This is a genomic window from Bradyrhizobium embrapense (genome assembly GCF_001189235.2).
GTDB classification, from domain to species: domain Bacteria; phylum Pseudomonadota; class Alphaproteobacteria; order Rhizobiales; family Xanthobacteraceae; genus Bradyrhizobium; species Bradyrhizobium embrapense.
On the sequence record NZ_LFIP02000003.1, the window covers coordinates 32,196 to 53,852 of the forward strand.

Sequence of the window (21,657 nt, forward strand, 5' to 3'; positions counted from 1 at the left end):
GCATGACGGTTGAACTCAGTCTGACCCGCGACCCCGCCCATATCAGGCACGGCTCGAATATCGGCCAGCCGATGACCCGCACCGACGGTGTGCTGAAGGTCACCGGCAAGGCGCGCTACGCCGCCGACAACCATCCGCCCGGCATGGTCTATGCCGTGATCGCGACCAGCTGCATCGCACGCGGCCGTGTCAAATCGCTCGACGTCGCCGCCGCCAAGCGCCATCCCGGCGTGATCGACGTGATGACGCCGGCGCACAAGCCTGAACTTGCCGAAGACCCCGACGCCAAGGGCAACCCGTTCGCCTTCCGCATGGAGCTGTTGCAGAGCGACGAGGTGCGCTACGCCAACCAGGCGATCGCGGTCGTGATCGCCGAGACGCTGGAGGCCGCGACCGAGGGCGCCGCGCTGCTGTCGCCGCGCTATCAGGTCGAGATCGCACGCGTCGGCCTCGACGCCGGCGAGCCCTACACGCCGCCGGTGGTCGGTATCGGCAATCCCGCCGAAGTCCGCCACGGCGACATCGACGCCGGCATCGCTGCCGCGTCGAAGCTGACCGATTCGACCTACGAAACCCCGGCGCAATATCACAACGCGATGGAGCCGCATGCGATCGTCGCGGTGTGGGACGGCGACCGGCTGTTCATCGATACGCCGAGCCAGGGCATGGGCTTCGCACAGATGCGCATCGCCGGCTTGTTCGGCATTCCGCCGGCGAACATCCACATCAACAGCCCGTTCCTCGGCGGCGGCTTCGGCTCCAAGGGGCTGATCTCCGGGCCGCAGGTGCTCGGGATCATGGCCGCCAGGCTGATCGGCCGTCCGGTGAAGCTCGTGCTGCGCCGCAGCCAGATGTATGGCCCGGTCGGCCATCGTCCGCCGACCCGCCAGCGCATCCGGATCGGCACCGACGATGCGGGCCAGCTCACCGCGATCAATCACGAGGCGCGCGTCACGACGTCGAGCTTCGACGATTTCTACGAGCCCGCCGCCGACGCCTCGCATACGCTCTATGCCAGTCCTGCGATCCGCACCGCGCACGAAGCGGTGCGCGTCGACACCGGCACGCCGCTGTTCATGCGCGCGCCGGGCGAGGCTACCGGCTCAATCGTGCTGGAGAGCGCGATCGACGAGGCGGCGTTCGCCTGCGGCATCGATCCGCTGGAGTTTCGGCTGAAGAACTACGCCGAGGTCGAGCCGACCACCGGCAAGCCGTTCTCCTCCAAGGCGCTGCGCCAGTGCTACGCCAAGGCCGCCGAACGGTTCGGCTGGGCGGGCCGTCCGTTGCAGCCGAAGCAGATGCGCGACGAGAACGGCTTTCTGGTCGGCTGGGGCATGGGTACCGCGACGTTCCCGGCGATCATGTTCCAGGGCAATGCGCGGGCGGTGATCCGCGCCGATGGCAAGGGCGTGATGGAGACCGGCGCGCACGACATGGGGCAGGGCGCCTGGACCGCGCTGGCGCAGATCTCGGCCGACTCGCTTGGTCTGAATTTCGATCAGCTGACGTTCCGCTCCGGCAGCTCCGATCTGCCCGATGCCGGCATCGCCGGCGGTTCGGGGCATACCGCAACCGTCGGTGCTGCGATCCACAATGCAGGTGCGGCCGTGATCGCAAAGCTCGCCGAGCTTGCGACCTCGGATGAGCGCTCGCCGCTGTTCGGCGCCGGCAATGCCGGCGTGGTGGCGCGGGCCGGGCGGCTGCACCGCCGCGACGACGATGCGCGCAGCGAAAGCTATGCCGAGATCCTGGCGCGCGCCGGCCTCGCCGAGGTCGACGCGACAGGCAGCGGGGCAGCCGATGCGACGGCGCAGTCGCAATATGCGATGCACGCGCACGGTGCTGTCTTTGCCGAGGTCAAGGTCGATCCGGAGCTCGGCCAGATCCGCGCCACGCGGCTGGTCGGCGCATTCGCTGCGGGCCGCATCATCAATCCGTTGCTGGTCGAGAGCCAGCTCCGCGGCGGCATGATCTGGGGCCTGTCCTTTGCGCTGCACGAGGAGGCGGTGATGGACCATCGTTCCGGCCGCATCCTCAATGCGAACCTCGCCGAGTATCATGTGCCCGTGAATGCCGACGTGCCGCCGATGGATGTCATCACCGTCGACGAGCACGATCCGCACGTGAACCCGCTCGGCATCAAGGGCGTCGGCGAGATCGGCATCACCGGCAGCGCCGGCGCCGTCGCCAACGCCGTCTTCCACGCCACCGGCATCCGGGTGCGGAATTTCCCGATCAAGATCGAGGAGATCGTGATGGGGTTGGGAAGCTAGCTTTCTCCGTCATTGCGAGCCACCCGATCGGCGCGAAGCGGCGCCGGATGACAGGCTCCGCGAAGCAATCCATATCACCGCGCATGCGGAACGATGGATTGCTTCGTCGCTTCGCTCCTCGCAATGACGGCAGCCGAAAATCACCCCGCCGCCGTCACGGAATTCACCCACAGCACCACGGCCTTGGCATCGCGGGCCGGATTGGAAAAGCGATGCGGCCTGCGGCTGGCGAAGCGGAAGCTGTCGCCCTGCTTCAGCGTCCAAGTCTCGCTATCGACGGTCAGCGTCATCTCGCCTGACAGTACGAGGCCAGCCTCCTCGCCGTCATGGGTGTAGAACTCGTCGCCGGTGTTGCCGCCGGGGTCGAGATGGACCAGGAACAGATTGAGCCGGCTCTCGCTGCCCGCCGGGCTCAGCAGCTGCTTTGAAATGCCGGTGCGCCACAGCTTCAGCTCGGCGCGCTGCACCTCCCGGGTGACAACGCCATTGGTGTTGTCATCCCGCGGCGCTGCGCCGAACAGCGCGGCGATGCCGACGCCGAGCACGTCGGCGAGTGTCGCCAGCACGCGCAGCGAGGGCGACGACAGGCCGCGCTCGATCTGGCTGATGAAGCCGATCGAAAGCTCGCTGCGCGCGGCGACAGTTTCCAGCGACAAGTGCTTGGTGCGACGCAGGTCGCGGATCCGGCGTCCGACCGCGAGATCCATCGCGGGTTCGGCCGGCTTCTTCACGGGCTTTTTGGCCGCACGGCGGGCTGTCACGAGCTTCGCTGCCGCGCCTTTGCGCATTCTCCTGCCGCCGCTCAAGTCAGTCCGCTTCCTTCATGTGCATGAAAACCGCTTGCATTGGCCGCGGTTTCGTGACCACAATTTCATATTGGTGAAAATAGGCCGGAACGGCGTGGCCCGCAACCAAAAGCGCCGAAACAGCGGGCGAGGCGGCACCGGCGCCAGTTTGGGAGTGGTGCGATGTCCTTTCAGCGTCTCGTTCAGGCCGCAGTCGCGGCGCTCGCCCTTGCCGTGAGCGCGCCGTCGGGCGCGCAGCAGGTGCTCAAGGTCGGCTCGACGCCGACCGGCATCCCCTTCACCTTCCTCGACACCAAGACCAATTCGATCCAGGGCATCATGGTCGATCTCGCCACCGAGATCGGCAAGGACGCCGGCTTCACCGTGCAGATCGAGCCGATGCAATTCTCGGCGCTGATCCCCTCGCTGACCGCGAACAAGATCGACATCATTGCCGCCGCGATGTTCGCCACCGCCGCGCGCAAGGAGGTGATCGACTTCTCCGAGCCGGTCTACACCTATGGCGAAGGTCTGGTGGTGCCGAAGGCCGACACCAAGGCATATGCGTCGCAGGAGGACCTGAAGGGCACGGTGGTCGGCGCCCAGGTCGGCACGGCGTTCGTCGACGCGCTGAAGAAGACCGGGCTGTTCAGCGAGGTCAAGGTCTACGACACCATTCCCGACATCCTGCGCGATGTGAATGCCGGCCGCCTCAAGGCCGGCTTCGCCGACTATCCGATCCTCGCCTACAACCTGCAGCAGGGCAATTTCGCGGACGTCCGGCTGGTCGACGGCTACAAGCCGGTCACCGTCGGCACGGTCGCGATCGGTGTCCGCAAGAGCGACACCGAGCTATTGGCCAAGATCAATGCCTCGCTGGCGAAGCTGAAGGCCAACGGCACGATCGCCAAGATCCTGGAGAAATGGGGCCAGAAGGCCAGCGCGTCGTGAAGGCCGGTGCTTCGGCGGAATTCAAGTGATCCGTCATCCTGAGGAGCCTGCGCAGCAGGCGTCTCGAAGGATGCACGGCCCGGCCGGTGGCCGTCGACCCTTCGAGACGCGTTGCGCGCTCCTCAGGGTGACGGAAACGATATTCGAGCGTGTGACGGGACTGGATATCTCTAACCGATGCAGAAATTCTTCCATGACGCCGTCGAGTTCGTGCCGATCCTGTTGCAGGGCGTCTGGCTGACCATCGTCGTCACGGTCGGCTCGCTCCTGCTGTCGACCGTGCTCGGGCTGGTGTGGGCCTTGATGCGGGTGTCGGGAATTCGCATCCTCACAGGGCTCAGCGCCGCGCTGATCAACGTGATCCGCGGCATCCCGATCATCGTGCTGCTGTTCTACATCTATTTCGTGATGCCCGATTTCGGCATCGCGCTGTCGGCGCTGCAGGCCGCGATCATCGGCCTCGGCATCGCCTATTCGGCCTATCAGGCGGAGAACTTCCGCGCCGGCATCGAGGCGATCGACAAGGGGCAGATCGAGGCGGCGCAGACCATCGGGATGGGCTGGTGGCTCACCATGCGGCGCGTGGTGCTGCCGCAGGCGGTCAGGATCATCCTGCCGCCCTACGGCAACATCATGATCATGATGCTGAAGGACTCCTCGCAGGCATCGACCATCACGGTGGCCGAGCTCGCATTGCAAGGCAAGCTGATCGCCTCCTCGACCTTCAAGAACACCAGCGTGTTCACGCTGGTGGCGCTGATGTATCTCACCATGAGCATCCCGCTCATCCTGCTGGTTCGGCACTTCGAGAACAAGGCGAACCGCAAATGATCGAGCTGCGCGACGTCCACAAGAGCTTTGGCAAGGTCGAGGTGCTGAAGGGCATCACGGCCTCGGTCGCCAGGAGCGAGGTGGTCTGCATCATCGGTCCGTCCGGCTCCGGCAAGTCGACCATCCTGCGCTGCATCAACGGGCTCGAGAGCTACGATCGCGGCGAGATCAGCGTCGAGGGCGCACGCGTCGACAGCAATGACCGCTCGATCGTCGCGATCCGTACCCAGGTCTCGATGGTGTTCCAGCGCTTCAACCTGTTTCCGCACCGCACCGCGCTCGAGAACGTCATCGAGGGCCCGCTCTATGTGAAGAAGGAGCCGCGCGAACAGGCGATCGCCCGCGGCCGCGCGCTGCTGGCGCAGGTCGGCCTTGCCGACAAGGCCGAGGTGCATCCGCCAAAGCTCTCCGGCGGCCAGCAGCAGCGCGTCGCGATCGCGCGAGCGTTGGCGATGCAGCCGAAGGCGATCCTGTTCGACGAGCCGACCTCGGCGCTCGATCCCGAACTGGTCGGCGAGGTGCTCTCGGTGATGCGCAAGCTTGCCGATGACGGCATGACCATGGTGGTCGTTACCCATGAGATGGGCTTTGCCCGCGACGTCGCCGACCGGGTGCTGTTCATCGACGGCGGCGTCGTCGTCGAGCAGGGCGCCGCCAAATCCGTCCTCAACCAACCGCAACACCCGCGCACCCAGGATTTCCTGCGCCGCGTGCTGCACCCGTTGTGATTGGAAGATGATGTCGTCTGGTCGAGTCGTTGCATCAACGGTTCACCTCTCCCCTTGTGGGAGAGGTCGGATTGCATCGTCAGATGCAATCCGGGTGAGGGGTTACGCTCTCTCGTGGGACCTGAATCCCTCACCCGCGCCTTCGGCGCGACCTCTCCCCGATGGGGAGAGGTGAAACGCGAGCTCCAGTCATGACCGCAATATCACGCCTGCCGCTGCCACCGAGTCTCTACGCCGACACCGCGGTGGAGGCGACGCCGACGCCACCGCTGACATCGGACAAGAGCGTGCCGGTCGCGATCATCGGTGGCGGCTTCACGGGTCTGTCCACCGCGCTGCATCTCGCCGAGCAGGGCGTGTTCGCGACCGTGCTGGAGGCGCAGGAACCGGGCTGGGGCGCCTCCGGCAACAATGGCGGCCAGACCAATCCCGGGCTGAAGCACGACCCCGACCAGATCGAGCAGGATTTCGGCGCCGATCTCGGTCGCCGCATGATCGAATTTTCCTACGGCACCACCAACTTCACCCACGATCTGATCCGCCGCTACCAGATCCCCTGCGAGGCGCGGCAGAACGGCACGCTGCGCGCCGCCTACAATGAAGCCAGCGCGACCGCGATCGAGACCACGGCCAAGCAGTGCATCCGGCGCGGCATGCCGGTGAAACTGCTCAACGCCGCCGAGCTGCGCGAGATGACCGGCAGCGACCGCTATCTCTGCGCCATGCTGGATGCGCGTGGCGGCGACCTGCAGCCGCTGAGCTACGCGCGCGGCCTGGCGCGTGCCGCGATCGGCGCCGGCGCCGCCGTCCATGGCGAGACGCCGGCGCTGTCGCTCCGCCGTGATGGCGGCCGCTGGCGGATCGAAACGCCGCGTGCAATCGTCCATGCCGACAAGGTGCTGCTCGCGACCAACGGCTTTACCGACGATCTCTGGCCGGCGCTCCGCCGTACCATCGTGCCGGTGTTCTCGTCGATCGCGGCGACCGCGCCGCTGTCCGACGCGGTCGCAGCCTCGATCATGCCGGGCCGCCCGGTGCTCTACGAAAGCGGCCACATCACGGTCTATTACCGCATCGACCAGCACAACCGCCTCTTGATGGGCGGCCGCGGCCCGATGCACTGGATCAGCAAGTCGACCGACGTCGCCTACCTGATTCGCTACGCCGAGCGGCTGTGGCCGCAGCTCAAAGGCGTCAGCTGGACCCATGGCTGGAACAGCCGTCTTGCCATCACCGCCGATCACTATCCGCACGTCCATGCGCCGGCCGAGAATCTGCTGATCTCGCTCGGCTGCAACGGCCGCGGCGTCGCGCTCTCGACCGCGATGGGCGCGCAACTCGCCCGCCGGCTGATCGGAGGTGCGAATGCCGAGATCGACATGCCAGTGACCGGCATCAAGCCGATCCCGCTGCACGCCTTCTGGCGGGTCGGCGTCACCACGGCGGTGCTGACCGGGCGGGTGAGGGACCGGCTCGGTGTGTGAAGGATTTAACACAATTACAGAATGTGCTGGGCTAATCTGACGCGTCGGATATATTCGCAGTCTTTATTGAAAGGCTGTTCATGCAGTGCGAGCGATGCGGTCATGCAAACCGGGCTGGCAACGATTATTGTGAAGATTGCGGTGCGCCGTTAGGCCTCAAATGTGATTCCTGTCACCATGTGAACGGGCCGTCCAGCCGCTTCTGCGGCCGCTGCGGAACCGTGCTCACCGCGACAGCCGCCCGTCCCGACGTGCCCTCGCAGCGGATGCTCCGTTCGCTCAGCAGCAAGGGCGGCGAGCGCAAGAACCTCACTCTGCTGTTTGCCGATATCCGCAATTCGACCAATCTGATCGACAGCCTCGGTGATCCCGAACTCGGCATGCGGCGCCTGGAGCCGGTGCTCGACCTGATGAAGGAAGCCGTCCACCGCTACGACGGCATCGTCAACAAGATTCAGGGCGACGGTGTGATGGCGCTGTTCGGCGCACCGCCGCGCCCCCATGAGGACCATGCGGTCCGCGGCTGTCTCGCCGCTCTTGCGATGCAGGATTCGGTTGCACGGCTGGGCGATCCCGGCATGCAGATCCGGGTCGGGCTGCACACCGGCGAAGTCGTCGTTCAGACGGTGGAAAACACCATCTATCAGACCTACGACGCCGCCGGCGCCAACGTCCATATCGCCAACCGGATGGAGCAGATGGCGGATGAGGGGGCGATCCTGGTCACCCGCGACACTTATCTCGGCGCCAGGCAATTCGTCGAGGTCCTGCCGCTCGGTATGCAGACCATTCGCGGCATCTCGACGCCCGTGGAGGTCTTCAGGCTGACCGGGCTGCTCAATGCGCCCGCGAGCGACGTCTTCCGCAGCGGCCGGCGCCTGACCTCGATGGTCAACCGAGTCGCGCAGACGGCGGCGCTCGACCATGAGCTGTCGCGTGCGGTTGGCGGCGCCGGCCGGGTCGTCGGCATGGTCGGCGACGCCGGCATCGGCAAGAGCCGGCTCTGCTTCGAGTTCACCGAAAGCTGCCGGCGCAAGGGTATTCGCGTCTACGAGGCCCGTGTGCTGGCGCACGGGCGCGCAACACCGTTCCAGCCCGTGCTCGAGCTGCTGCGCGACATCTTCGGCATCCGCAACAAGGAGCCGGTCGAGACCTCCCGGCGTCGCGTCATCGACCGGTTTGCCGAGATGGGCTCGTCGGACCAGGAACTGCTCGTGATGCTCGAGTTTCTCGGGCTCGCCGATCCGGAGCGGCCGGCTCCAAAGCTCGATCCGCGCGCGCTGAAGCTGCAGCTGCTCGATCTCGTTCGAACGCTGGTGCGTGTCCGCCCCGGTGATACGCCGACGGTCGTCCTGATCGAGGATTTGCACTGGATCGACGCCGCGAGCGAGGAGTTCATCGAGACGCTGGTCGATGCGACCGTCGGCACCCCGACCTTGCTCGTGGTCAATTTCAGGCCCGGCTTCGCCGCTCCGTTCATGCAGCGTTCCCATTACCGTCAGATCGCGATACCTCCGCTGCCTTGGTCCGATTCGAACGAGCTGCTGCGCGAGCATTTTGGCAAGCATCCCTCGCTGGCCGCGCTGAGCAGCAATGTCATCGAACGGGCGCAGGGCAATCCGTTCTTCATCGAGGAACTTGCCAACACCGTCGTGGAACGCGGCAATGTCGAGGGCGAGCGCGGCAATTACCGGCTCAAGCACGGCGTCGACGCGGTGCCGCTGCCCGCGACGGTGCAGGCCGTCGTTGCCGCCCGTATCGATCATCTCGAGGAAGTCGCCAAGCAGGTGCTCGAAACGGCGGCCGTCATCGGCCGGCTTGTCGCGATGTCGGTGCTGCGTCCGGTTGCGGCGCTGCCGAACGACGATCTGCAGAACGCCATCGCGCAGCTCCGGCAGGCCGAGCTGCTGTACGACCTGCCGCCTTACGACAAGGGACTGCTGGCGTTTCGCCATCCATTGATCCAGGAAGTGGCCTATGCAACCCAGTTGCGATCGCGGCTCGTCACATTGCATGCCACCGTCGCCAAGGCGATCGAGAGCTTCGACTGGGGCAAGCTCGACGAGTTTGCCGGGTTGCTCGCCTATCACTACGAGGCCGCGGGCCAGCCACTGGAGGCGGTCTCGCATTTGCAGCGGGCGGCGCGCTGGATCGGCAAGACCAACTCCGCCGAGGCGATGAAGAGCTGGAAAAAGGTACGTGCCCTGCTGCAGGACCTGCCTTCGTCCGAATACGTCGACCGGCTGCGGGCGATGTCGAGCGGCCAGATCCTCAATTTCGGCTGGCGCGAGGGGATGTCCGCCGAAGAGGTCAAGCCCTACGCCGAGGAGGCGATCAAGTACGCACGCGCGGCGGACCCGGTGCACGAGCCGATCCTGCTCGGCGCCTATGGCAGGATCCTGGCCGCGACCGCGGCCGCCGACGACTATGTCAATCTCGTGCAGGGCGCCTTGAAGCTCACCTCCGGCACCGGAGACGTCGGACGATTTGCGACGGTCAACGCCATGCTGAGCCAGGCGTTCTTCCTGTCGGGCCGCCTCGGCGAGGCGCTGGATGCCGGGCAGGTCGCGGTCGACGCCATCGCCGAGCAGGGTGGTTTTCACGACAACGTCACACTCGGCCTCAACCCGAACCAGATTCTCGGCTTCGACGTCGAGCATTGGATCAAGTGCCTTGGCACCAGGATTCTGGTTCGGCTGGGCCGGTTCGATGAGGCCGAACGGCGGATTGCCGAGCTGTTGCGGGCCGAGCCGGAACGCTTCGCGGCCGTCGTGCAGTTCATTCCACATTTCGCGATGGTGGAGATGGGCTGGAGCCGCGGCCGGCCGGAACTCGCAAAGCCGCATGCGGCGAGGATCGCCGAACTGGCCGAGCAGTCCGGAACGCCCTACCTCAGGGTTGCCGCGGTCGCCAGTGCCGGCCTCGCCAGCGGCGCTGCCGGCGACTTCAAGGTCGCCGCGGCCCAGCTTCGGGAGGCAATCGACTTTGCACGCTCCGCGCGAGCCGGGCTGGAATTCGAGGCTCGCATGCTCGCCGATCTGGCCGAAGCGCTGTATCGCGCCGCCGACCATCACGCGGCCCTGCAAACGGCGGACGAGGCGCTGATGGTCGCGCGGCGAAGGACCGATCGCATCGCCGAGCTGCACGCGACCGTCATGCGCGGCCTGATCATCTGTGCCTTGGGCAGTACGTCACATGATGAGCTTGACGAGATTGTCGGCGGCGCTCAGAATCTGCTCGATGTCTCCGGGGCAGTCTACTTCACGCCACAACTCGATCAGCTTCGATTGCACCTTGAGCGACGCCACTAACGCGACGATTTTTTCATTTCTGGAAACAGCGTACTGAGGGGGTTTTTGATGGGACGGATGATTCAAGACGATACGACGCGCGATGTGCTGGACATGCTGAACAAGCGGTTTGGTCCCGGCGGGATCATGGAGATGGTCGAGCTGCAAAAGGAGTTCGACATCTTCTCTTCCGATCATCCCCTCGAGCAGTCCTTCAGGCTGATCGGGATCGAGCCGGCGGACCGGGGCGAGCGGCAGCGTTGGTACAACTTCCTCGGCACGCTGAAGGACTATCCGTCCGATCAGCCCAATGTGAACGGATACAAGCGGGTGATCCAGGCGTTCCGGCAAGCGCTCACGCAGAGCCCGTATCTGCCGGTGCTCGTGAGCGTTCACGCCATGAAGGAAAACCCGCAGGTGACGTTTGCGGCCGATGGCAGCGCGCCGCTGATCTACTCGACCCAGTCGTATCGGGTGCTGTCGATCCCGACCAAGCCGAGCCAGGTCGCCCGCAAGGAGCTTGCGGCGGTGGCAAAGCAACGGCGGGCCAAGAAGGCCGCCAAGAAATGAGTGAGACATGAGCATGGCAACGGAGACCGCAGGTTCCGGCGTCGACGGCAACCGGGCGCGGTTCTCCGGTCTGTGTGCCGATGTCGAATCCTACTACAGCGCGCGGGTCGCCAAATACGGCGCCACCCCGCGCGGAGTGGACTGGTCTTGCCAGGCCACCCAGGACCTGCGTTTCGTCCAGCTGCTCAAGCTCTGCGATTTTTCCGCGCCGTTCAGCCTGAACGACATCGGCTGCGGATACGGCGCGCTGTGCGCCTATCTCGCGAAGCGCCACCCGCAGGCCGCGATCGACTATCTGGGGATCGACCTGTCGCTCTCCATGGTCAGCCGCGCGCGCCGCCGTTTCTCGGCGTCGGGACGGCGTTTCAAGGTCGGCAAAGTCAGTCCGCGTCGCGCGACCTATTCGGTCGCGAGCGGCATCATGAACATCAATGTCGGCGGCTCCCGTGCATCATGGGAAGCGTTCGTCGCCGAAATGCTGGCCGACCTCTGCCGCGCCAGCCTGCGCGGCTTCAGCGTCAACTTCATCATCGGCGAGGTCGCAGGCACGGCGGATGCGGATGCAGCACCAGTGCAGCTCTATCGCACCAGCCCCGAGCCTTGGATCCAATATTGCGAACGGGAGCTCGGCTGCACTGTCGAGACGATCGACGGCTACGGCATGAACGAAGTCACCCTGCTGGCGCGGTGCAACGAGTCCTGATCGGACCGCGTCCGCGCTCAGCGCGTTCCCGCTTCGCCCAGATGCTTTCTGAAGAACGCGACGGCCTCGGCGTGCAAGCGCTGATGAAACGCGACGCGATCGAAACCGGGCGCGTCGGTGCAGATGCTTGGAATCTTCTCGGCCTCCTTCGGTGTGCAGGTTGCAAGGAAAGAGAAGTGCTTTGCGTCCTTCACCAAATGATAGTCGGGCGGCGACGGAAGCATGTCCCTGACGTCGGCGGCGCAACAGCCCGACAGACCGTCGCCGCTTTGCGCGGGATCCGAGCTCCAGAGTTGCACGGGGATCGTGACAGTCTTGAGGTTCTCGACCGCGAAGAACAGCACCGGATATGGGTCGACGATGATCGCGGCCTTGATCCGTGGATCATGGACCACCGGCCCGCTCGGGTGCAGTCCAGCTCCGAGTTCCTTGCATGCTCGCAAGCTCGAGGCCTGGCAGTTCGGCAGTCCCTCGCGGAGATCGGGTGCGGCGCCGATCGCGACAAGGCCGGTGTACCCGCCCCAGGAAAACCCATAGAGACCGATGCGTGCGGCATCGATGCGCGCCGCGTCCGGCCAGCTTCCGAGGGCGTAATCGATTGCGCGCTTGATGTCGGCAGGGCGCTCGACGGTGACGGCAAGACTGTCCGTCCCGCTGGTGTCGCGCTCGGTATCGGTCGGATGATTGATCGTCAGAACGATGAATCCTGCATCCGCCAGCGCCGCGGCAGTGTCGTGATGACCGCCAAGCCATCCACGCCTTCCATGCGAGATCACGATAAATGGCAGCTTGTCGCCCACGATCGGGCAGTCGTTCACGCCGAAGAATGTCCTGCCACCGCGGGCATCGATCTCGTGCGGCGTCTCCGCACAGGGATGCCATATGAGCCCTCGGATCGCGGGGCCGTCAGGACCGGCAGGCACGTCGAAGGCTCGTAGCCCGGCGGCCTGTGCCGCAGAGAGGCCAAGCAACAGCAGCGCGGACAATATCAAGGGAAGATGACGCATCACGATCGCTTGTCGAGAATTCGCAGTTCGGCGGTGGCGGTGGCGACGGTGATGTTTTCGGCGTCGGTCAGATCGGCCTCGACGATCATGTCGCGCCCGGTCTGCGAGATGACCTTCGCCTTCGCCGTGATCGGACCAACTCGCGCCGGCTTGAGAAATCGCGTGGCGAGGGCTTTGGTCACCACCGTCTGTGTTGCGGGAAGTGCTGCAAGCGCGCCGAGGCCCGTGGCCGAGTCCAGCATTGCGGCGAGGAAGCCGCCCTGGATCGTGCCATGGCGGTTGGTGAACAAGGGTTTCGCCTCGAAGCGGATCGAGGTGGTCTCGCCGTCGAAGCCCAGCCATTCGCGTCCAAGGAGCTGCGCGCCGGGCGGTACGTCTGCACTTGCTTCACTCAATTCGGTCACCGCGCTTGCTGCTCGGCCGCCTTCGGAAACAGCGGCCGGAAGAACGACCGATCGTACCGCGTGAAGCAGCCCGTCTCCTTTGCGAAGGCGATCGCCTTCTGAACGTCCGGATCGGCTGCGGAATCCTTTCGATATTGCTCGTAAGCGGCGAGGCTGGGAAAGCTGAACATCGCCAGCGCGACGTCGCTCGCGCCTTCGGATGGCAGGAAGTAGCCGTGATGGATGCCGCCAAACCGCGGCAGCAGGTCGAGCCACATTGCAGCATAGGCTTCGAACTCGGCGAGCTTGCCCAGCCTGACCTCGTAACGCAGGTAACAGGTAATCATCCCGCAGTGCTCCGAACCGTCGTCGAACTACCCGTCGTCACTATATCCCGGCGGTGGATTCGCGCCACTCCGGGCGTGCGCTCGATCGGGCAATCATGTCGCGAGAATGCGGAGCCGGATCCCATCCTCACCTGTCATCGCCCGGCCCGTGCGCAATTGCGCACATGGACCGGGCAATCCAGCGCGCCGCCGGAACGGCGGCGATGACGGATGTCCGCGCCTTCACCGCTCCGCGATCGCATCGCTCCACGGATGAAACGGCTCGCTGGCGCCGCTGTTGGTCGTGCCGTCGCGCAGCACGATGCTGGGGCAGGCGAACTTCTTCGGCTGGGTCTGGATGCGCGCCTCCTCATAGTCGAAGCGGCCGCGCAGCGCTTCACGCACAGCCTGGGGCAGGCGCACATCGCCGATCACGATGGCGCCTTCGCTGGCGTCGATCCGCGGCTGGTGGATCGCCGCGTCGAGGTCCATCCCGAAATCCATCACAAAGGAGAGCAGCTGCGACACCGCCGGCAGGATGCGGCGGCCGCCGGATGCGCCGGCGGCAAGTCGGCGACCGTCGGCAGCCTCGGCCACCACGGGCGTGTAGTTGGTCAGGCAGCGCTTGCCGGGCGCGAGCGAGTTCGGATTGCCTTGCGTCGGATCGAACCACATGATGCCGTTGTTCATGGTGAGGCCGGTGTTCGGCGTCACGAATTTGGAGCCGAAGGTCGACAGCAGGGTTTGCGTCACCGCGGCCATGTTGCCGTCGCGATCGACCGCGGAGAAATGCGTGGTGCAGCTTGGCGCGACCGCCTCGGCGCCGAGCGCGCGGCGGCCGTCGACATCGCCCATGTCCTTCAGCCGCTCGCGATAGGCGGCCTGCAGCGCCTCGGCGTACGCCGTATAGGCCGTCGCATCCGGACCGCCTTGCGCGGGCGCGAGCGCCTTTTGCAGCAGACCGAGCGTGCGCGCCATGGTCGGACCCGCGGTCAGTTCCGGCGTCGCGTAGACCGTGCCGCCGCGATAGGGGATCTTGAGCGGCTCGCGCAGATGGGCGCGGAACGAGGCGAGATCGCGCACCGACAGCGCACCGCCGGCGGCCTGGATATCGTCGGCGAGGCTGCGCGCCAGGTCGCCCTCGTAGAAATCGCGAGGGCCGGCTGCGGCAAGCTGCGCCATCGTCGCCTGCAGCCTGTCCTGTGGCATGCGGACCTCCGAGCGGATGCCCCATTGCGCATTCGGCGGCAGGCCGTCCAGCAGATATGCCGCGGCGCTGGCCGGATAGCGCCGCAGATCGGCGGCCGAGCTTGCGATCATGTCGGTGGTCCACCAATCCACCAAGAGGCCTTCGCCGGCGAGCTTGACGCTCGGCGCCAGCAGGTCCTTCCACGGCATTTTGGCGTGACGGCGATGCGCCTCTTCCATGCCGGCGACGACGCCGGGCACCGCGATCGAGCCGGGACCATGCAGGTTGCGGTCGTCCTTGACCCGCGCCCACGGGAACAGGTCGGAGGCCGCGCCGCCGGTCAGCGGATAATCCTCGAGGCGCAGGCCGTCCGGCGCGCGCATGCCGTAGTCGATCACCTCGACGCGGTTCTCCTTGGCGCGATACAGCACCATCGCGCCGCCGCCGCCGGCGCCGCTCATCCATGGCTCGAGCACGCCGAGGGCAAAGGTGGTTGCGATCACGGCGTCGACGCAATCGCCGCCCGCGGCCAATACCTCCGCGCCGACTTCGGCCGCCTTGCGCGATTGCGCGGCGACGATGCCGCCCTTGGCGCTGACGGCCGGCTTGCGGATCACTTGCGAGTTGGAGAACTGGTCGGACATGGCGTTGCTTTCGCTGTTCTTGTTGCGGGCGGGACACGTTGGCGTAGCATGCCAAGCTTGGCGCTGTCAGTGCAACAAGAACCAATTTCGGGGAGCGGAAAATGAGCAGTGTGAAGCGCGAACGGGACGGCAAGGTCGGGATCCTGACGCTGAACGATCCGGCCAGCCTGAACGCGATGACGCCGGAACTGCTCGGCGATCTCGCACGCGCCGTCGGCGAGATGGGCATCGAACCCGGCATCCGCGCCCTGATCCTGACCGGGGAGGGACGCGGCTTCTGCTCCGGGCAGAATCTCAAGGCGTTCAACTCGCTCGGCGACAATATCTATACCGGCGTGATGAAGCATTACTGGCCGGCGATGCAGGCCTTGCGCGAATGCCGGATGCCGGTGGTGGTCGCGGTCAACGGCGTTGCGGCCGGCGGCGGCTTCAGCCTGGCGATGTCCGGCGACATCATCCTGGCCGCGCGCTCGGCGAGCTTCATCCAGGTGTTCAGCCGGATCGGCCTGGTGCCTGACCTCGGCTCGACCTGGCTGTTGCCGCGGCTGATCGGGCGCCAGCGCGCGCTCGAGCTGATGCTGCTGAACGAGCCGCTGCCGGCCGAGCGGGCCAAGGAGTGGGGACTGGTGCGCGACGTGGTCGATGACGCAAGGCTGCTCGAGGAGGCGAGGGCGCTCGCCGGTCGCCTCGCGGATGGCCCGACCCGCGCGCTGGTCGCGACACGGCAATTGCTCGAGGAGAGCGAGCACGCCAGCTACGCCGATCAGTTCCGCCGCGAGATCGAGCTGCAGCAGGTGATCCGCGAAAGCGCCGACGCGAAGGAAGGCCGCCAGGCCTTCGTCGAGAAGCGCAAGGCGCAATTCACGGGGCGCTAGGCCTTGGTGGTGGGCAAATCAGCCGATCGCAATCGCGATCTTGCCGAAATGCGCGCCGCTCGCCATGTGAGCGAACGCGTCCTTGACCTGGTCGAATGCGAACACCTTGTCGATCACGGGCTTGACGCCGTGCATGCTGATGCCGTCGCACAATGCCTGCAGATCCTCGATCGAGCCGACGGTGACGCCCTGCAGCCGCTGCTGCTGCATCACCATCAGCGGCAGCCTGCTGTCGGACGAGGCGGGACCGGCGAGCACGCCGATGAAGGCGATGGTGCCGCCGATCTTCGTCGCGCGGATCGACTCGTTCAGCGTGCCGACGCCGCCGACCTCGACGACGAGATCGACGCCGCGCCCGGTTACTTCGCGCGCCTTCTTGCCCCAGTCCGGCGTGGTCTTGTAGTTCAGCGTGACGTCGGCGCCGAGCTCTTTCAGCCGCGCGATCTTGGCGTCGCTGGAGGAGGTCGCGACGACGCGGGCGCCGCACATCTTGGCGAATTGCAGCGCGAACAGCGAGACGCCGCCGGTGCCCTGGGTCAGCACCGTCTGTCCCGGCTTGATGTCGCCGAGCTTGACCACGGCGCTCCACGCGGTGAGGCCGGCGCAGGGCAGCGCCGCGGCCTCGACGTCGTTCAGATGCTCCGGCGTGCGCACCAGCGCGTGCGCCGGAAACACCCGGTATTCGGTCAGCACGCCGTCGACGCTGCCGCCGAGCGCTGCGCGCATCCGCGCCTCGCTCGGCGCGCCGCCGAGCCAGCTTTCGAAGAAGCTGCCGATCACGCGATCGCCGGCCGCAAAACTCCTGACCCCGGCGCCGACCGCCTCGACCACACCCGCGCCGTCGGAGACCGGCACCAGCGGAAACTTCTGGCGCGAGCCGTAGCCGCCCTTGACCGTGAGCAGGTCGCGATAGTTCAGCGTCGCCGCCGTCAGCCGCACCAGCACCTCGCCGGGGCCGGCCTGCGGAACCGGCTTGTCGACCAGCGCAAGCGCGTCGACGCCGCCGGGGCCTTGCAACTCATAGCATTTCACGGGACGTCTCCTGCTGCGTGTTGTGATGGGCGGCGCCGGGCGCCGCCGCGCTTTCACCGAGCATATGTCAGGCCTGCCGTGCGTGGCCATAGCGCGCGTTCTAGCCGATGGAATGGCGCCCATGTCCGAACGGATTGGCGCTGCCGGAAAATACCGCCAATGTGCCGTTGATGACGTGAGCGAGCGGAGGTGACGATGGCTGCCTTGCTTGAGACGAAACGCAATCCAATCGCGGCGTTCGCGCGCGGCGCGATCTTGCTTGCCGCTGCATTGATCTGTTGCAGCGTTGCGATGGCGGCGGATGACAGCCTCTACCGCGCGCAGACCGTCGTCACTGGCCAGGGCGAGCCTAACCGCATCATCGGGTTCGGTGCATGCCTGGAGGACGTGCTGATCAAGGTCTCCGGCCAGCCGATGCTGGCAAGCGACCGTCGACTGGCAGGCTACAAGTCCAGGGCGCGGGCGTTCGTCAGCAGTTTCGACTATCACGACCAATATGCCGGCAAGCCGCATCATGACGAGCAGGGCACCCGCGACCGGCCTTACGACCTGACGGTCGCTTTCGACCAGAACAAGATCGACGGCATTCTCGGCGAGCTCGGCCTCAAGCCGTGGCGAGCGCAGCGGCCGGCGCTCGGCGTCTTCGTCGAGATGCTGCACGGCCCGAAGGACTATGTCGTCACGTCGGACGGGACGCAGTCCGATCTGCAGCGCGATGCGCTGGCGGCTGCGGCCGGCAAGCGCGGCATGCGCGTCGTGCTGCCGGATACGGCTGCCGTGACGCGCGCCAACGTCGCGGCGGCCGGGCTCCTGAAGATGCCGCCCGCGCAGTTGAGCCCGATCGTGGCGCCGCAGGGCGGCGAGGCCATTCTGGTCGGGCAGCTGGTCTGGGACGACAAGGATCTCGGCTGGGCCACGCAATGGCGGATGGGGTGGCGCGGCAAGGACTACAGATGGCAGTTTCGCGGCGTCACCTTCGATGAGGCCTTCCGCCGCGGCGTCGGCGGCGCCGCGCAGGTGCTGTCCGGCAATGGCGATCCGGGCCGATCGAAATGAACGTGCTTCAGCCGGCGTAGCCCAGCGTCTGCGACGGGTACTCCCCGAACATCGCGCGGTAGTATTGCGAGAAGCGCCCGAGCTCGATGAAGCCCTGTTCGATCGCAACCCTGGACACGGTGGTCTGCTCCGGCGTGCTTTCGCGCAGGATCTCGCGGACCGTGCAGAGCCGCTTGTAGCGCAGGAAGGTCACCGGACCGACGCCGAACACCTCGTGGAAAGCGCGGTGCAGGCTGCGCCGCGACAGCCGAAGCTCGGTGCAGATTTCCGAGACATGCACCGGGCGGGCGCCCGCGGCATGCAGATAGTCCTCGACGTCGCGGACCAGCCTCATCGCCGACGGCAGATAGCTGGTTCCGTCTGGCGGCAACGATGTGATCGCCGTCGGCCTGATGCAATCGATGATCGCGCGCTTCCAGAACTCGGACGAGGTGTCCGACAGCGCGTCCGGATACCGGGCGAGATGCGCGATGATTTGCGGCAGCCTGGTCGCCCCAGCCATGCCGAGCGCGGGGTCGGCGCGAAAGTGGTTCTTGGCTTGCCATGTTTCGGCATCCGCCAGCCGCGGCTCGTCGCCGAATATGTCGGGCAGATCGGCCATGTCGAAGCGAATCGCGGCATAGGACGAGGCCTTGTGAAAGACGCCGTCGTGCTCGACCGAGGGAGGGATCACCAGCACGTCGGCCGGCTGCATGTCGAATGCCCAATGCGTGACGCGGTCGGTGGCGTTAAGCAGCATTCCGATGATCAGCTTGTCATCGGCCGAGGTGCGCTGGGTGCGGACCCCGACGTTGAATGCGCCGATGCTGAGCGAGAAATCGCCGATCCCGACATGGGACAACGTTCCGCGCAGCTTGCCGCGCTCAAGCTGCATGACCTCGACATGCGAGCCTCTGACGGCGTCGTGGAGCCCCTCGAAGCCGTCAAGCTCGCCGGTGTGAACCGTCAGGTGCTGGCCCATATCCACGCGTCCCACGGCGGAATCGTCGGTGGGATTCTTGCCGGTTTTGCCCGGGAAGGCAACGTGGACGACGGCACGGGATCGACGGGACGGGGCGTCGGTTGGTCAGACCGCGCGCCCCTGGGGGGCGGGACTGGCACAAAATGCATATCGCCCCGCCGCATGGCGGGCAATCGGTTGATCTTAAAGCAAATTGAGCAGCCGCTAGGTGCTCTGCGCCGGCGGCTAGGCCGCCATCAGGTGCTCAAGCGCAACAGCCTGCTCGCGGGTCTGGAATGCGATGGCGGTATGCGTGAAGCCCGACGAGGCCTGGGTCTGCGCGATGTGATTGAGAACCTCGGTGCCCTTGACCACGTGAAGGTCCATTCCGGGGCCGGCCGGGAAGATGCCGAGAACGACGTCGTAGGCGTCGACGATGGCCTTCAGCGCGCCACCCTTGTCTTCCGAAGCATCGATGAAGATACGAACATCCGCGGCGATACTACGAAGTTCGTCAAAGTCGATCACTGGAAGTCTCCTGTACGCAACTCACTGATCGATCCTAGCTACAACTTGCTTACTGAAACATAAATTACGCCGGGTTCCCTCGTGCGCTCACCGCACCGTGAATCGAATCTCGATCTGCGATCGGCCGCCGTCCCGGCTCGCCGCGTTCAGGCGCCGCTTGGCGGTCTCCGCTTTGCAATGCGCTTGACCGGTGCATGGGCCGGCGCGGCGTGTTCGGACGGATCTGCCATATGAGGAATGCGGTGCTCGATGTGATCGACGACACGGAAGAAGGTCTCCAGCGTCCTGGCGTCGAGGCCGGCCGTGAGGTTGCTGTGCCGGCGCAGGATTTCGTCGAGGCTGCGGTCGAGCAGCGCCACGCCCTGCGCCGTCAGGCGGATCTCGCTCCGGTTCCGGGCGCTGCCACGGACTGGGGTCAGCGCGATCAGCCCCTTCTTCTTCAGCGACGTCGTCTCGCGGCTGACGACGGCCTTGTCCAGCTGCGCGTTGGTCCAGATGTCGTAGGCGCTGGCGGGCTCATGCTCCCTGAGAAAGGACAGCACCCGCCATTCCGCGAGCGATACGCCGTAGGCCTGCGGGAAGAACGCGTTGGCGTTGGCGCGCAGCTTCGCGACCAGGCTCGACAGCACCGTCGGCACGTAGCGTTCGAAATCGATCACCAGTTCCGATCCCGCGTCCTCCTGCGGGGGGCGGCGCGGATCAGCGACTTTGGTACGACTTGTTGCAGTCCGGCTCTTCATTCTTTCACGAGTTGTGTGCGCGCGATCAAGACCAGGACCGCCGCGACCAGGAGAACGCCTGTGACCACGAGGAATCCGGTGGTGAAGCTGCCCGAGGCATCCTTGGCGCGTCCGATCACGATCGGGATCGTCGCGCCTCCGATGCTGCCGATCATGCCGACCAGACCGATCGCTCCCGGCGCGCTCTGCCGCGACATGTAGGACTGCGGAATGGTCCAGAACACGGCCTGCGTACCATAGACGCCGACATTGGCAACCATGAATCCGATGATGATCCAGGCCGGCGATGTGGAGAACGCAGCGATGGCGAAGCCCACCGCCGCGATCACGAAGGTCGTCGCGGCATAGTAGAACCGCTCACCGACGTGATCGGAGTGCCGCGACAGTGCAATCATGCCGATCAGGCCGGCGATCGGCGGGATCGCGGTGACGAAGCCGACCTGCGAATTCGGCAGGCCGAACGACTTGATGATCTGCGGCAGCCAGGGAAACAGCGACGCCAGCCCGCAGAACAGGCCGAAGTTGCACAGGCCGAACAGCAGCACCATCGGCTTGGTGATGGTCCTGAGCACGCCCTCGGCGTGCACCACGCCGGTTGCCTTGGCATCGCGCTCCAGCGCGCCGGTCAGCCAGTTGCGCTGCGCCGTCGACAGCCAGCTCGCCTGCTGTGGATGGTCGGTCAGATAGAAGATGCCGACGATCCCCAGGATCACGGGCGGCACGCCTTCGAGGATGAACAGCCATTTCCAGCCGGAAATGCCGAACACCCCGTTCAGCTCGAGGATGGCGCCTGAAATCAGCGAGGCGAAGATGTAGGAGATCGGTACCGCATAATTGAACATGGCGTTGTAGCGGGCGCGATAGCTGAACGGAAACCAGAGGCTCAGCAGCAGCATGACGCCGGGAAACAGGCCGGACTCGGCAAAGCCGAGGAAGCCGCGGAAAGCATAGAGGCTCAATGGGCCCTGCGTGAAGGCCATTAGCACGGTGGCGATGCCCCACAGGATCGCGATCCGCGTCAGCGTGATACGGGCGCCGTATTTGCTGAGGATGAGATTGCTCGGGATCTCGAAGATCGAATAGGTGAAATACATGATCCCGACCGCGATGCCGAACATCTCGGCATTGAGGCCGAGTTCCTTGTTCATCTGCAACGCGGCAAAGGAGATGTTGCCGCGGTCGAGAATGGCGAGGAAGTACATCGCCATCACGAACCACATCAGGCGCAGCGCGACCTTGCGGACGGTGCTGCGCTCGATCTCATCGGCGGTCGCACTCGCCCCCTTGTCCATCACGACTTCGGTCATCCGGCTTCCCCCCGA

20 protein-coding genes are annotated in these 21,657 nt (G+C 65.7%); 10 read left to right on the forward strand and 10 right to left on the reverse strand.

Features of this window, described 5'->3' with window-relative positions; genetic code table 11:
• Window positions 1–2: 2 nt before the first annotated feature.
• Entirely contained in the window at window positions 3–2,273 is a 2,271-nt protein-coding gene (locus AKN83_RS14315; protein WP_050401106.1) for a xanthine dehydrogenase family protein molybdopterin-binding subunit, read from the forward strand.
• Window positions 2,274–2,413: 140 nt separating this feature from the next.
• On the opposite strand, the gene AKN83_RS14320 is transcribed toward AKN83_RS14315, so the two are convergent.
• Entirely contained in the window at window positions 2,414–3,061 is a 648-nt protein-coding gene (locus tag AKN83_RS14320; RefSeq protein WP_050401105.1) for a cupin domain-containing protein, read from the reverse strand.
• Between the two features lie 180 nt (window positions 3,062–3,241).
• Here AKN83_RS14320 and AKN83_RS14325 point away from each other — a divergent pair, with 180 nt between their 5' ends.
• The 7 genes from AKN83_RS14325 (at window position 3,242) to AKN83_RS14355 (ending at window position 11,615) form a co-directional block, all read left to right on the forward strand.
• On the forward strand, window positions 3,242–4,009 hold the full coding sequence (locus AKN83_RS14325) for an ABC transporter substrate-binding protein (protein WP_050401104.1): 768 nt from the start codon (window positions 3,242–3,244) through the stop codon (window positions 4,007–4,009).
• A 177-nt stretch (window positions 4,010–4,186) separates the two neighbouring features.
• Window positions 4,187–4,840, forward strand: a complete 654-nt coding sequence (locus tag AKN83_RS14330) for an amino acid ABC transporter permease (protein ID WP_050401103.1) — start codon at window positions 4,187–4,189, stop codon at window positions 4,838–4,840.
• The gene (locus AKN83_RS14335) at window positions 4,837–5,568 is read left to right on the forward strand and encodes an amino acid ABC transporter ATP-binding protein (RefSeq protein WP_050401102.1); all 732 of its coding nucleotides are present in this window, start codon (window positions 4,837–4,839) and stop codon (window positions 5,566–5,568) included. Before AKN83_RS14330 ends, AKN83_RS14335 begins: the two co-directional genes overlap by 4 nt.
• A gap of 191 nt (window positions 5,569–5,759) precedes the next feature.
• Window positions 5,760–7,052 (forward strand): NAD(P)/FAD-dependent oxidoreductase, encoded by a 1,293-nt coding sequence (locus AKN83_RS14340; RefSeq protein WP_050401101.1) that lies wholly within the window; start codon window positions 5,760–5,762, stop codon window positions 7,050–7,052.
• A gap of 80 nt (window positions 7,053–7,132) precedes the next feature.
• The gene (locus AKN83_RS14345; protein ID WP_050401100.1) at window positions 7,133–10,363 is read left to right on the forward strand and encodes an adenylate/guanylate cyclase domain-containing protein; all 3,231 of its coding nucleotides are present in this window, start codon (window positions 7,133–7,135) and stop codon (window positions 10,361–10,363) included.
• Between the two features lie 48 nt (window positions 10,364–10,411).
• Window positions 10,412–10,912: a hypothetical protein gene (locus tag AKN83_RS14350; RefSeq protein WP_083992062.1), complete on the forward strand. Its 501-nt coding sequence runs from the start codon at window positions 10,412–10,414 to the stop codon at window positions 10,910–10,912.
• 7 nt (window positions 10,913–10,919) lie between these two features.
• Window positions 10,920–11,615: a methyltransferase domain-containing protein gene (locus AKN83_RS14355; protein WP_083992063.1), complete on the forward strand. Its 696-nt coding sequence runs from the start codon at window positions 10,920–10,922 to the stop codon at window positions 11,613–11,615.
• A gap of 17 nt (window positions 11,616–11,632) precedes the next feature.
• Here the strand turns inward: AKN83_RS14355 and AKN83_RS14360 are convergent, their stop codons facing one another.
• From AKN83_RS14360 to AKN83_RS14375, 4 genes are all read right to left on the reverse strand, one after another.
• Window positions 11,633–12,622 carry an alpha/beta hydrolase family protein gene (locus AKN83_RS14360; protein WP_050401098.1) on the reverse strand — a complete coding sequence of 330 codons (990 nt, stop codon included), beginning with the start codon at window positions 12,620–12,622 and terminating at the stop codon, window positions 11,633–11,635.
• Window positions 12,622–13,017 (reverse strand): PaaI family thioesterase, encoded by a 396-nt coding sequence (locus tag AKN83_RS14365; RefSeq protein WP_430641545.1) that lies wholly within the window; start codon window positions 13,015–13,017, stop codon window positions 12,622–12,624. The genes AKN83_RS14360 and AKN83_RS14365 overlap by 1 nt, the downstream gene beginning before the upstream one ends.
• Window positions 13,018–13,022: 5 nt before the next feature.
• Window positions 13,023–13,352, reverse strand: a complete 330-nt coding sequence (locus AKN83_RS14370; RefSeq protein WP_050401096.1) for an NIPSNAP family protein — start codon at window positions 13,350–13,352, stop codon at window positions 13,023–13,025.
• A gap of 222 nt (window positions 13,353–13,574) precedes the next feature.
• A complete protein-coding gene (locus tag AKN83_RS14375) occupies window positions 13,575–15,164 on the reverse strand; it encodes a gamma-glutamyltransferase (RefSeq protein ID WP_050401095.1) in 1,590 nt (529 codons plus the stop codon).
• A gap of 101 nt (window positions 15,165–15,265) precedes the next feature.
• On the opposite strand from AKN83_RS14375, the gene AKN83_RS14380 reads away from it, so the two are divergent.
• On the forward strand, window positions 15,266–16,039 hold the full coding sequence (locus AKN83_RS14380) for an enoyl-CoA hydratase-related protein (RefSeq protein ID WP_050401094.1): 774 nt from the start codon (window positions 15,266–15,268) through the stop codon (window positions 16,037–16,039).
• Window positions 16,040–16,057: 18 nt separating this feature from the next.
• Here the strand turns inward: AKN83_RS14380 and AKN83_RS14385 are convergent, their stop codons facing one another.
• Window positions 16,058–17,071: a zinc-dependent alcohol dehydrogenase family protein gene (locus tag AKN83_RS14385; RefSeq protein ID WP_050401093.1), complete on the reverse strand. Its 1,014-nt coding sequence runs from the start codon at window positions 17,069–17,071 to the stop codon at window positions 16,058–16,060.
• Window positions 17,072–17,266: 195 nt separating this feature from the next.
• Between AKN83_RS14385 and AKN83_RS14390 the strand changes: the two genes are divergently transcribed.
• The gene (locus AKN83_RS14390; RefSeq protein ID WP_050401092.1) at window positions 17,267–18,127 is read left to right on the forward strand and encodes a DUF2066 domain-containing protein; all 861 of its coding nucleotides are present in this window, start codon (window positions 17,267–17,269) and stop codon (window positions 18,125–18,127) included.
• Window positions 18,128–18,134: 7 nt separating this feature from the next.
• Here the strand turns inward: AKN83_RS14390 and AKN83_RS14395 are convergent, their stop codons facing one another.
• From AKN83_RS14395 to AKN83_RS14410, 4 genes are all read right to left on the reverse strand, one after another.
• The gene (locus tag AKN83_RS14395; RefSeq protein ID WP_050401091.1) at window positions 18,135–19,088 is read right to left on the reverse strand and encodes an AraC family transcriptional regulator; all 954 of its coding nucleotides are present in this window, start codon (window positions 19,086–19,088) and stop codon (window positions 18,135–18,137) included.
• A 225-nt stretch (window positions 19,089–19,313) separates the two neighbouring features.
• Entirely contained in the window at window positions 19,314–19,595 is a 282-nt protein-coding gene (locus AKN83_RS14400; RefSeq protein WP_050401090.1) for a hypothetical protein, read from the reverse strand.
• Between the two features lie 146 nt (window positions 19,596–19,741).
• A complete protein-coding gene (locus AKN83_RS14405; RefSeq protein ID WP_050401089.1) occupies window positions 19,742–20,254 on the reverse strand; it encodes a MarR family winged helix-turn-helix transcriptional regulator in 513 nt (170 codons plus the stop codon).
• A 77-nt stretch (window positions 20,255–20,331) separates the two neighbouring features.
• Entirely contained in the window at window positions 20,332–21,642 is a 1,311-nt protein-coding gene (locus tag AKN83_RS14410; protein ID WP_050401088.1) for an MFS transporter, read from the reverse strand.
• Window positions 21,643–21,657 lie beyond the last annotated feature (15 nt).